The 11,175-nt window shown below is 73.6% G+C and carries 11 protein-coding genes; 4 read left to right on the forward strand and 7 right to left on the reverse strand.

The window, feature by feature from the left end:
* Together LG632_RS27365 and LG632_RS27370 are read left to right on the forward strand one after the other, a co-directional pair.
* Positions 1–1,239: family 2 encapsulin nanocompartment cargo protein terpene cyclase (locus LG632_RS27365; protein ID WP_226730235.1), on the forward strand; the 1,239-nt coding region annotated here is incomplete at its 5' end.
* A 20-nt stretch (positions 1,240–1,259) separates the two neighbouring features.
* A complete protein-coding gene (locus tag LG632_RS27370; RefSeq protein ID WP_226730236.1) occupies positions 1,260–2,129 on the forward strand; it encodes a geranyl diphosphate 2-C-methyltransferase in 870 nt (289 codons plus the stop codon).
* Between the two features lie 66 nt (positions 2,130–2,195).
* Here LG632_RS27370 and LG632_RS27375 read toward each other — a convergent pair whose 3' ends face one another.
* The 6 genes from LG632_RS27375 to LG632_RS27400 form a co-directional block, all read right to left on the reverse strand.
* On the reverse strand, positions 2,196–2,762 hold the full coding sequence (locus LG632_RS27375) for a TetR/AcrR family transcriptional regulator (protein ID WP_226730237.1): 567 nt from the start codon (positions 2,760–2,762) through the stop codon (positions 2,196–2,198).
* Complete coding sequence (locus LG632_RS27380) at positions 2,759–3,121, reverse strand: DUF1304 domain-containing protein (RefSeq protein ID WP_226730238.1); 363 nt, start codon at positions 3,119–3,121, stop codon at positions 2,759–2,761. The genes LG632_RS27375 and LG632_RS27380 overlap by 4 nt, the downstream gene beginning before the upstream one ends.
* 158 nt (positions 3,122–3,279) lie before the next feature.
* The gene (locus tag LG632_RS27385) at positions 3,280–5,244 is read right to left on the reverse strand and encodes a serine/threonine-protein kinase (protein ID WP_226730239.1); all 1,965 of its coding nucleotides are present in this window, start codon (positions 5,242–5,244) and stop codon (positions 3,280–3,282) included.
* A gap of 174 nt (positions 5,245–5,418) precedes the next feature.
* Positions 5,419–5,670, reverse strand: a complete 252-nt coding sequence (locus LG632_RS27390) for an EF-hand domain-containing protein (RefSeq protein WP_226730240.1) — start codon at positions 5,668–5,670, stop codon at positions 5,419–5,421.
* 230 nt (positions 5,671–5,900) lie between these two features.
* On the reverse strand, positions 5,901–7,379 hold the full coding sequence (locus LG632_RS27395) for an amino acid permease (RefSeq protein ID WP_226730241.1): 1,479 nt from the start codon (positions 7,377–7,379) through the stop codon (positions 5,901–5,903).
* 384 nt (positions 7,380–7,763) lie between these two features.
* Entirely contained in the window at positions 7,764–9,359 is a 1,596-nt protein-coding gene (locus LG632_RS27400; RefSeq protein WP_226730242.1) for an MFS transporter, read from the reverse strand.
* Between the two features lie 141 nt (positions 9,360–9,500).
* Here LG632_RS27400 and LG632_RS27405 point away from each other — a divergent pair, with 141 nt between their 5' ends.
* A complete protein-coding gene (locus LG632_RS27405) occupies positions 9,501–9,959 on the forward strand; it encodes a MarR family winged helix-turn-helix transcriptional regulator (RefSeq protein WP_226730243.1) in 459 nt (152 codons plus the stop codon).
* 63 nt (positions 9,960–10,022) lie between these two features.
* Here LG632_RS27405 and LG632_RS27410 read toward each other — a convergent pair whose 3' ends face one another.
* Entirely contained in the window at positions 10,023–10,445 is a 423-nt protein-coding gene (locus LG632_RS27410) for a winged helix-turn-helix transcriptional regulator (protein WP_374203600.1), read from the reverse strand.
* A 13-nt stretch (positions 10,446–10,458) separates the two neighbouring features.
* On the opposite strand from LG632_RS27410, the gene LG632_RS27415 reads away from it, so the two are divergent.
* The coding region (locus LG632_RS27415) for an NADPH-dependent F420 reductase (RefSeq protein WP_264202331.1) at positions 10,459–11,175 on the forward strand (717 nt) is incomplete at its 3' end.

Here is an 11,175-nt window from a genome sequence, read left to right on the forward strand (position 1 = left end):
CCCGCGGCCGTACCCGAGGCCGGGGCCGCGCCCGGCCTCCCGCCCGCACCGCAGGCCGCCCAGTCGCCGCAGGCTGCCCCGCCGCAGGCCGCCGCCCCGCCGCAGCTCTCCGCGCTGGAGCGGCTGCTGCGCGGGCCCAGTGGCCTGGGCACGGCGAGCCTGCGCCTGGTCCCCCGCACCGAACTGCCCCAGCTGCCGGGGCTGCCCGACCTGCCGGACCTCCCGGATCTGCCCGACCGGCCGGAGCCGCCGGCCCCGGCCGAGAGCAATCCGATCCCGGGCCTCTACCACCACCCGGTGCCGGAGCCCGACCCCGCCCGCGTGGCGGAGGTCAGCCGCCGGATCAAGCGCTGGGCCGTGGACGAGGTGCAGGCGTACCCCCCGGAGTGGGAGGACCAGTTCGACGGCTTCTCCGTGAGCCGCTACATGGTCGCCTGCCACCCGGACGCCCCCACCGTCGACCACGTGATGCTCGCCGCCCGGCTGATGGTCGCCGAGAACGTCGTCGACGACGCCTACTGCGAGGACGGAGCCACCTCCGCCGGCGTCGGCGGAAGGCTTCTGCTGGGGCACACCGCCCTCGACCCGGTGCACACCACGAAGGAGTACCAGTCGGCCTGGGAGGAGTCCTTGACCTCCGACGCGGCCCGGCGCTGCTACCGCTCCGCCATGGACCACTTCGTCCGCGCGGCCAGTGCCTCCCAGGCCGACCGGTACCGGCACGACATGGCCCGGCTGCACATGGGCTACCTCGCCGAGGCCGCCTGGGAGCAGACGGACTACGTCCCGGAGGTGTGGGAGTACCTGGCCATGCGGCAGTTCAACAACTTCCGCCCGTGCCCCACCATCACCGACACCGTCGGCGGCTACGAACTCCCGGCCGATCTGCACGCCCTGCCCGCCATGCAGCGCGTCATCGCGCTCGCCGGCAACGCCACCACGATCTCCAACGACCTCTACTCGTACGTGAAGGAGCTCAAGGCCCCCGGCAAGCACCTCAACCTGCCCGTGGTGATCGCCGAACGGGAAGGCCTCTCCGACAAGGAGGCCTACCTGAAGGCGGTCGAGGTCCACAACGACCTCATGCACGCGTTCGAAGCCGCAGCCGCCGAGCTGGCCGCCGCCTGCCCCGACCCGCGCGTGGCGCGCTTCCTGAAGGGCGTCGCCGCCTGGGTCGACGGCAACCACTACTGGCACGCGACCAACACCTACCGCTACACCCTGCCCGACTTTTGGTAGACCGAGGGGATTTCTTTCCTATGACCAGCACCGTCAGCACCACCCCGTTCATCCCCGCCCCGGCGACGCCGTACCAGGGGGACATCGCCCGCTACTGGAACGAGGAGGCCAGGCCCGTGAACCTGCGCCTGGGCGACGTCGACGGCCTTTACCACCACCACTACGGCATCGGCGAGGTCGACTCCTCGGCCCTGGGCGACCCCTCGGACGCCGAGTACGAGAAGCGGCTGGTGGCCGAGCTGCACCGGCTGGAGTCGGCCCAGACCGACGTCCTGCTGGACCACCTCGGTGCGATCGGACGCGAGGACACGCTCGTGGACGCCGGCTGCGGCCGCGGCGGCTCGATGGTGATGGCCCACCAGCGCTTCGGTTGCAAGGTCGAGGGCGTCACCCTGTCGGCCAAGCAGGCCGATTTCGGCAACAACCGGGCCCGGGAGCTGGGCATCGAGGAGTGGGTGCACTCCCGGGTCTGCAACATGCTCGACATGCCCTTCGAGACCGGCCGGGCCGCGGCCTCGTGGAACAACGAGTCGAGCATGTACGTCGACCTGCACGACCTCATGGCCGAGCACGCCCGCATCCTTGCGGTCGGCGGCCGCTACGTGACCATCACCGGCTGCTGGAACCCCCGGTACGGGCAGCCCTCCAAGTGGGTCTCGCAGATCAACGCGCACTTCGAGTGCAACATCCACTCCCGCCGGGAGTACATGCGCGCCATGGCCGACAACCGCCTGGTCCCGCAGGCCGTCGTGGACCTGACCGCGGCGACCCTGCCGTACTGGGAGCTGCGGGCCACGTCCTCGCTGGTCACCGGCATCGAGGAGGCGTTCATCAACTCCTACAAGGACGGCTCCTTCCAGTACCTCCTGATCGCCGCCGACCGCGTCTGACCCGCTCCGGCCCCACGGCCCCTGCTCCATCCCCGGACCCGGGGCGGGAGCAGGGGCCGCGCCCGCTCAGGGCAGCGGCGTGCGGTGGAGGCTGATCAGCAGGCGCCAGACCCGCCCGGCGATCTCGGCGGGGGTCGCCTCGATCAGGCCGTGCAGCCAGTCGGCGAGCACCCCGGCGAAGGTGGCGGCCACGGCCGAGGCGACCAGCTCCGGCTCCGGCGCGCCCGCCAGGGCGCGCTCGGTCCGGCTGCGGGCGCCGAGGTCCCGGTGCAGGACCTGGCCGAGCGGGCCCGCGCCCCCGGGGCGCAGCAGCTCGCGGTAGAGCCCGGCGTGCGGGGGGAGCCGTGCGAAGAAGTCGGTGAGGGCGGGCGGCGGACTCGCCGGGTCGGGGGTGCCCCGCCAGGCGTGCAGCGCGTCGACGGCCTCGCGGACGATCTCGGCGCAGGCGTCGACGGCCAGCGCCTCGAGGTCGGCGTAGTGCACGTAGAACGTGGCCCGGCCGATCCCCGCCCGCCGCACCAGGGCGGCGACGCTGACCTTGTCCAGCGGGCCGTTCGCGCACTCCTCCAGCAGCGCCTGCCGCAGCCTGGCCCGGGTCCGCTCGGCCCTGGGATCCTCCGGCACGGCCGTCACCCCGCCAGGAGGACCGCGCCGAGCGCCAGGGCGCCGGGGAGGGCCTGGGCGATCAGGATGCGCCGGTTGGCGGTGAACCCGCCGTAGAGCCCGGCGACCACCACGCAGGCGAGGAAGAAGACTCGGACCTGGAACCCGGTCGGGTCCCCGGCGCACAGGCCCCAGACCAGGCCGGCCGCCAGGAAGCCGTTGTACAGTCCCTGGTTCGCGGCGAGCGGGGCGGTGGCCCTGGCCAGGCCCGCGTCGAAGCCGGAGAGCTTGCGGCCGGGCGCCCGCTCCCACAGGAACATCTCCAGGACCAGGATGTACGCGTGCAGTGCGGCCACCAGGCCCACCAGTACGGTCGCGGTCGTCTCCATCGGCGTATCCGCCCTTCGGATCGGTCGAGCGCGTCGGACATCCGGGCGCACCCCAGGAACTTCCTGGACAGGTGTCCAGCATACATGGACACCTGTCCAGGAAGTCGACGCCCCGGACGGCGGGAGGGCGGGAGGCCAGGTCTGCCGAGCTCCTGGGGTCAGCGGGTGCTGAAGCTGGGGGCGGCGTTGCGCCAGACCGTGACGTCCAGGGTGATGTACTTGCTGGGGGAGTCGCCCGAGGAGATGCCCCGGAGCGTGACCAGCGCGATGTGGCCGTTGCCGGTGGTGACGCACAACTGGCGGCCGATGGCCAGCTTGTTGAGATAGGCGTCGTCCGTGAAGCGGGTCTCGGCCCGGCAGGTGGCCAGCGAACCCTCCTGGCCGGGGTCGAGGACGGCCATGGTGCTGCCCTGGCTCTCGGCGTCGAGGTAGCCGCCGGTGTCGTACGACAGCTCGTAGTTGCCGTCCTCGCCCTTCTGCGGGCGCAGCGGGTCCTCGCCGAGGGTGAGGTGGTAGCCGGCGGTGAGGTTGATGTTCTTGTAGTCGGCGGGCGCCGGGTCGGGGCGCGGCGCGCCGGAGGCGGGCTTGGAGCCGGAGTCCGAACTGCCGTTGCTCCCCTTGCCGTTCCCGCCGGTGCCGGCCGACGAGGAGGCGGCGGAGCTGCCCCCGCCGGTGCCGGACGCGGAGTCCTTGCCCTTGTCCTTGACCACGCCGTACACCGCCGCGCCGACCACGGCCGCGGCCACGACCGCCACCGCCACCAGGGCCGGTCCGCGGGACCTGCGCGGCCGGACCGGGACGGGCGGCTGGCCCGGGAAGGGGGTCTGCGGGTGCGGGTAGCCGTACGTCGGGTGCTGCGGGACGGACGCGTGCGGCACCGGGGCGTACGGGCCGGCCGGCGGCTGCTGGTACGGCTGGGGCGCCTGCGGCACCGGTGTCGGAGCCGGCGCCGGAGCCGGAGCGTGCGCCTGGGTCGGGGCCTGGGCCGGCGGCGGGGTCGGGGGCTGCGGCGCCGCGGGTGCGGCCTGGGGAGCCGCGGGCGCCGTCGGGGGGTAGGCCGGGGTCGCCGGTGCCGTCGGGGCGTACGCCGGCGCGGCCGGGCCCGCCGGGGTGGTCGGCGGGGTCGGGGTCGGGGTCGGGGCGGGGGCCGCCGAGCGGGCGGCGATCTCGGCGGTGACCGCCTCCGGCAGCCAGTCCTCGGCCCGGCGCAGCGAGGTGGCGTCGTTCGCCGACTGGCACAGCGCGATGACCTCGGCGATCGACGGCCGGGCCGCCGGGTCCTTGGCCAGGCAGCGGGTGACGAGCTCGGACAGCCGCGGCGGTACGCCGGACAGGTCGGGCTCCTCGTGCACGATGCGGTAGAGCACCCCGTGCGAGGCCCCTTCGCCGAAGGCGGGCGCGCCCGTGGCGGCGTAGGCGGCGACCTGCCCGAGGGCGAAGATGTCGGTGGCGGGTCCGACGCCCCGGCCCGCGGCCTGCTCCGGTGCCATGAACGCCGGGGTGCCGACGGTGACCCCGCTGCCGGTCAGGGAGGTCGCGTCGGCGGCGTGCGCGATGCCGAAGTCGATGACGCGCGGGCCGTCGGCGGCCAGGAGGACGTTCGACGGCTTCAGGTCCCGGTGCACGATGCCCGCGCCGTGGATCACCTGGAGGGCCTCGGCGATGCCCGCCACCAGCAGCAGCACGGTCTCCACCGGCAGGGCCCCGTGCGCCGAGACGGCCGCCGCGAGCGAGGGCCCGGGCACGTAGGCGGTCGCCAGCCACGGATGCGCGCCGTCGGTGTCGGCGTCGATGACGGGCGCGGTGAACAGGCCCTGGACCCGCTGCGCCGAGCGGATCTCCTGGGCGAACCGGCGCCGGAACTCCGCGTCCTCGGCGAACTCCGGCCGGATCACCTTGATGGCGACGGGCCGCCCGCCGGGGGTGTGCGAGAGGTAGACCTTGCCCATGCCGCCCGCGCCGAGCCGAGCGGAGAGGCGGTAACCGGCCACGGTGGTCGGGTCGTCGGGGCCGAGCGGTTCGAAGTGGGCGGGCCTGCCGCCGCCGTTCACGTCACCCTTGGCCCCCGGGCCGCCCGTGCCGCCGCCCGAGTCCCTGACGGCGTCCGGCTGCTGACCGTTCATCACCTTGCTGCTCCCCAGTCCTGCCGTGCGATGCGCACCGCACCCTATCCGAGTCGCGGTGGCCAGGACGACGGGAGGCCGCCGCCCGTGCGGGCGGGCGCGGGCGGGGCTGTGGGGGAGCGGCCCGGGGTCACCGGGCGCAGGCTCGCCGGGCCCGGGTCACCGGGCGCCGGGTCACCAGCCGAAGCGGCGGTCCACCACGGCGGCGAACTCCTCGAAGGTCAGGACGCGGTCGCCGTTGGCGTCGGCCGCGTCGAAGAGGGCGGAGGAGTCGTCCGCGTCGCCGAGGCCCCAGGCGGGGATCACGCCCCGCGCGGCCAGGGTCGGGCCCTTGGCGCGCAGGGCCTCGATGACCTCGGCACGGGTCAGGGTGCCGTCCTGGTCGAGGTCGAGTGCGTCGAAGAGGGTGCGGGCCTTGTCGCTCATCACGGTGTCCTGTTCCGAAGGGTGCACGCGTCGCGCCGGGCGGCGCGTTCTGACCAGGAGGACGCGGGGCCCGGCCGCGGGGTTGCCTGCCGACGGCCCGACGGCCCGACGGCCCGACGGCCCGACGGCCCGACGCCCCGGGGCCCCGGGGCCCGACGACGCCGAGGGGGCGCACCCGCCTCGTCGGCCGGTACGCCCCCTCGGTCATGCCGTCGGGCGGGCGGGACGGTTCAGGACCGGCCCGCGGGCTCCACCTCGTCCGCGGACGCCGCCGGACCCGCCGCGGCGCGCGCCGCGATCTGCGGGTTGCGGGCCTTGAGCAGCGCCCAGCCGATCGCCAGGCAGACGGCCCAGCCGGCACCCACGTAGAGGGAGATGCGGCTGTCGGGGTCGATGGCGATCATCGCGGTGACCAGCAGCAGGAAGGCCACGGCGATCCAGCTGCACACCGTGCCGCCGGGGGCGGGGAAGGAGGAGGCGGGCAGCCGGCCCGCGTCCACCGCACGGCGGTAGCGGATGTGGCTGACCAGGATCATCAGCCAGGTCCAGATGCCGGCCGCCGTCGCCACCGAGGTGACGTAGCCGAAGGCCTTCTCCGGGACCACGTAGTTCAGCACCACGCCGATGCCCATCAGGGCGACGGAGAGGGTGATGCCGAGGGCCGGGGTCTTGGTGGCGCTCAGCTTGCCGAGCACCTTGGGCGCCTCGGAGTTGGCGGCCAGGTCACGCAGCATGCGGCCGGTGGAGTACATGCCGGAGTTGCAGGACGACAGGGCCGCGGTGAGGACCACGAAGTTGACGATGGCCGCACCCGCCGGGATGCCGATCTTGGCGAAGGCCGCCACGAACGGGCTGACGCCCGGCTGGAACTCGGTCCACTTGACGACCATGAGGATCACGCTGAGGGCACCGACGTAGAAGACGATGATGCGCCACGGCAGGGTGTTGATCGCCTTGGGGAGGGTCTTCTCCGGGTTCTCGGACTCGCCCGCGGTCACACCGACGAGCTCGACGGCGAGGTAGGCGAACATGACGCCCTGCAGGGTCATCAGGCTGGAGCCGACGCCCTTGGGGAAGATGCCGTCGAAGGCCCAGAGGTTGGAGACGGCGGCGGTGTCACCGGCCTGGCTGAAGCCGAAGGTGACGACGCCGATACCGATCACGATCATGCCGATCAGGGCGGTGACCTTGACCATCGAGAACCAGAACTCGATCTCGCCGAAGATCTTCACGGAGATCAGGTTGGCGACGTAGAGGAGCACCAGGAACACCAGGGCCGTCACCCACTGCGGGATGTCCGGGAACCAGAAGTGCACGTAGATGGCGGCGGCGGTCAGCTCGGCCATGCCGGTGACCACCCACATGAGCCAGTACGTCCAGCCGGTGACGAAGCCGAAGAACGGGCCCAGGAACTCCCGGGCGTACTCCGCGAACGAACCCGAGACCGGGCGGTACAGGAGCAGCTCGCCGAGCGCTCGCATGATGAAGAAGACGATCACGCCGGCGAGGGCGTACATGAGGATGAGGCTGGGCCCGGCCTTCGCGATGTTCGCGCCCGCGCCCAGGAAGAGGCCGACGCCGATGGCGCCGCCGATGGCGATCATCTGGACCTGGCGGCTGCCGAGCCCGCGCTCGTAGCCCTCCTCGGGCGTGCCGCCCTTGGCCGCTTCGTTGTCGCCGTGGTGCTGTGCGACCTGCGTAGAGGTCATGTGTGTGGTGCGCCTTTCCGCTCCATGCCGACCCGCGCCGTCCTCGGCCGCGGATCGGGTTCCGATCCCCCGGATGCTGATGGAGTTGCTGCCGGCGGTCGGCCGGCTCCAGCGCCCCTGGCGGACATGGGTGGTGTCCGGCAGGCGGTCGTGAAGGTGTACCACGTGAACGCCGCGTAAACCGTGGCGCAGATCACGGCATATCGGTCATTCGCCGGTGACCGGGCCGAAAGACCCTTGCGGGGTGATGCGATCGTTATCCGGATCTGAGCCTCTGCTGAGCGAACACCGAATGACAGCGCGGCAACGTGTGCCGGGGCCGCTGCACGGGCGCGTGGTTACGGACACGTACGGTGAACCGGGTTCCGCACCACGCGCCCCGCGTCACCCGGCTGCGGTCGGGGCGGCCTTTGCCCTGGTGGTCGGCCCGGGGGTCGTCGAAGCGGTCGAAGGAGGCGAAGCGGGCGAGGCGGGTGGGGCGCTCGAAGCGGGCGAAGCGGGCGCCTCCTTCGCGTCCGCCGCCGTCACCGCCACCGTCCGCTGCTGCGGGAGCAGGCCCAGCCGGGCGATGAGCGCGACGAGCGCGAAGGCCACCGCGCCGATCCAGAAGGTCAGGGTGAAGCCGGACTCGGCCGGCAGCGCCGGGACGCCCGCCGGCAGGTGCTCGACGGTCTTCGACGCCAGGATCGTGGTGACGACGGCGCTGCCGATCGCGCTGCCGGTGGAGCGCGAGATCGAGTTGATGCCGTTGGCGATACCGCTCTGGTGGGGCGGGACGCTGGCCATGATCACGGCCGGCATGGCGGCGTAGCCGAAGCTGACGGCCGCGCCGACGACCACCCCGGCCCCGATCACCGAGACGGTGTGACCGTGGTCGAGGGCGAGCCAGCCGAAGCCGGCGGCGCCGAGCGCGGCGGCGAGGACCAGCGCCAGGCGCGGGCCGCGGTGCCGGACGAGCTGGCCGCCGACGGGCGAGGCGAGCAGCGAGACGATCGCGCCGGGCAGCAGGAACTCCACGGACGCGCGCAGGACGGACGCGCCGAAGCCGTAGCCGGTCAGGGCCTCGGGCATCTGGACGAGGTACGAGACGCCCAGGAAGTTGGCGAACATCCCGAACCCGACGAGCACGCCGGCGAGGTTGGCCATGAGCACCGGGCGGTGGACGAACATCCGCATGTCGACGAGCGGTTCGGCGACCTTGAGCTCGGTGAGGACCCAGACGACCGTCATCACGGCGGCGCCCGCGAAGCTGCCGAGGGTACGGGCGGAGGTCCAGCCCCACTCGTGGCCCTGGGAGACGGGCAGCAGGAGCAGCAGCAGGGTGGTGCCGAGGGTGAGCGCCCCGAGGAAGTCGGTGCGGCCGCCGGTCCTGTGCCGGGTCGCGGGCACCAGGAGGGCCACGGCGAGCAGGGCCAGCGCGGCGAAGCCGGTCGCCATCCAGAAGGCGTCGCGGTAGTCGGCGTCGGAGCCGGAGGTGAGCAGGCCGGTGGCCACGAGCGCGAGCCCGCTGCCGAACGCGAGGGTGCCGCTGACCAGGGCCATCGCGCCGGGCAGCTTCTGCGGGCGGACCTCTTCGCGCAGGACGGACAGGGCGAGCGGGAAGATCGCGGTGGCGGCGCCCTGCAGGACGCGGCCGAGGATGAGCAGGGGGAGCGAGCTCGCCAGGGCCGAGAGCACGGAGCCCGCCACCATCACGCCGAGGACGGCCACCAGCGTGGGCTTCTTGCCGTGCTGGTCGCCGAAGCGGCCGAGCAGCGGGGTGAAGACGGCGGCCGAGAGCAGGGTGGCGGTGGTCACCCAGCTCACCTCGGCGGTCGAGGCGCCGAGGTCGGCGCGGATGAGACCCAGGATCGGGACCGGCAGGGTCTGCATCATCGAGACGACCATGGCGGCGAGGCTCAGGGCGAGGACGACGACCGTCTCGTTCCTGGGCGTGCCGGCCTCGGCGGCCGGGGTCGGGGTGGCGGGGGCGGTGGTCATGAGGGGGAGGGCCTTCGTGCTCAGTGCTTCACATGGCAGATGTTTGATGACATCAAGTACTTCCGTAGACGGTAGGGAGAGATGCTTGAGGTGGTCAAGTAAACAATTGATAATGTCAAGTAAAGTCGGTAGGGTCGAGGCATGAGCACGACCGTCCCTCGGACCCCCACCAAGCTGGAGCTGCTGGAGCTGCTCGCCAAGATCGGCACGGCCCAGTGGCGCGATTTCGCCGCCGCCGCTGCCGAGCGCGGGCTGACCTCCACCCAGGCCAAGGTCCTCGCGCAGCTGAACGGCCCGCTGCCGATGCGGGGGCTCGCGACCCTGCTGGTGTGCGACGCGTCCAACGTCACGGGGATCGTGGACCGCCTGGAGGCCCGGGGCCTGGTCCGCCGCGAGCCCGACCCCGCCGACCGCCGCGTCAAGAACGTCGTCGCCACGGACGAGGGCCGCGAGATCATCCGCCAGGTGCGTGAGGAGATGCAGGCCACGCACGGCGCCCTGGACGCGCTCGACCCCGAGGAGAGCGCGACTCTGTACGCCCTGCTGGACCGGCTGCGCCCGGGCCTGGAGAAGAACCCCCGGGACACCCGCAAGGCCTGATCCCCCGCGCGGCCGCGGCCCGGCACTCTCCGCTCGGGCGGGGTCCGCTCCGGCGCTCTCCGCTCAGGCGGGGTCCGCTCCGGCGGGGTCGCCGCCCGCGCTCGTGAAGCGTTCCTGCGCCGCCAGCACGGCGTCCGCGTGCCGGCCGGCCCAGGCGCCCAGCGCCCGGACGGCCGGCAGCAGGTCCGCGCCCGCCTCGGTGAGGGCGTAGTCCACCCGGGGCGGCGCCTCGGCGTAGCGGCGGCGTACCACCAGGCCGTTGTACTCCAGTCGGCGCAGCGCCTCGTTGAGCGACTTGGGACTGATGCCGCCGATCCGGTCGAGCAGCGCGCGCGGGCGCATCGGGCCGTTCTCGCCGAGGCAGTACACGACCACGCTGTCCCAGCGCCCCGCCAGTACCTCGAAGGCGACCCTGGCGCGGCAGTCCGCCGCGAACACGTCCCCGCCCAGCGCCGCCGCGCTCTCCGCTTCTTCCACGTACGCCATCCTGCCCCGGCCGATGCACACCGCGCGGTGCGCATCGGCGCGCCTAGCGTCCGCAAGGGACCGGACGGACCGGTCGCACTGCACACGGCAGGAGCAGCGCATGCGCATCGGCATGATCGGAACGGGTCGGATGGCGACCACCCTCGGCGGGGCCTTCGTCAGGGCCGGGCACTCGGTGGCGGTCGGCGGCCGGGACGCCGCGGCCGCGGCGTCCGTCGCCGCCCGGACCGGGGCCCGGGCCGCCGGCAGTGCGGCCGAGGCCGCGCGGTACGGCGAGGCGGTGCTGCTCGCCGTACCGGCGCACGCCGCGCCGGAGCTGGCCGGGCAGCTGGCACCCGAGCTGGCCGGGCGTACGGTGCTGGACTGTACGGTCCCCATGGCGCCGGGCCCCGCCGGGCCGGCCCTGACCACCTCCGGCGGCGCGGACTCGGTCGCGGCCCGGATCGCGGCGGCCGCGCCCGGGGCCCGGGTGGCCAAGGTGTTCGGGATCTGCCACGAGAGCATCTGGACCCTCAAGGCCCCGGTCTTCGAGGGCGCCCCGCTCGCCGTGCCGTTCTGCGCCGGCGACGAGAGCGCCGCCGCGCTGGTGGCGCGGCTGGTCACCTCCATGGGCTGCACGCCGCTGCCCTGCGGGGACCTGTCCCGCGCGCCGCTGCTGGAGGCGGCGGCGGTCTTCGCGATCGGCGTGTGGTGGTCCGGCGCCGCGCTCCCACAGCGCGAGGGACTCCTC

Origin of the sequence: Streptomyces antimicrobicus (assembly GCF_020532625.1) — a bacterium.
GTDB classification, from domain to species: Bacteria; Actinomycetota; Actinomycetes; order Streptomycetales; family Streptomycetaceae; genus Streptomyces; species Streptomyces antimicrobicus.

Bases quoted from the DNA above. Each gene is read 5' to 3' on its own strand.
- LG632_RS27380 (WP_226730238.1), bottom strand. From the start codon at position 3,121: ATGGAGACGACCGCGACCGTACTGGTGGGCCTGGTGGCCGCACTGCAC.
- LG632_RS27405 (WP_226730243.1), top strand. From the start codon at position 9,501: ATGAGCACGACCGTCCCTCGGACCCCCACCAAGCTGGAGCTGCTGGAG.
- LG632_RS27390 (WP_226730240.1), bottom strand. From the start codon at position 5,670: ATGAGCGACAAGGCCCGCACCCTCTTCGACGCACTCGACCTCGACCAG.
- LG632_RS27400 (WP_226730242.1), bottom strand. From the start codon at position 9,359: ATGACCACCGCCCCCGCCACCCCGACCCCGGCCGCCGAGGCCGGCACG.
- LG632_RS27370 (WP_226730236.1), top strand. From the start codon at position 1,260: ATGACCAGCACCGTCAGCACCACCCCGTTCATCCCCGCCCCGGCGACG.
- LG632_RS27395 (WP_226730241.1), bottom strand. From the start codon at position 7,379: ATGACCTCTACGCAGGTCGCACAGCACCACGGCGACAACGAAGCGGCC.
- LG632_RS27410 (WP_374203600.1), bottom strand. From the start codon at position 10,445: ATGGCGTACGTGGAAGAAGCGGAGAGCGCGGCGGCGCTGGGCGGGGAC.
- LG632_RS27385 (WP_226730239.1), bottom strand. From the start codon at position 5,244: ATGAACGGTCAGCAGCCGGACGCCGTCAGGGACTCGGGCGGCGGCACG.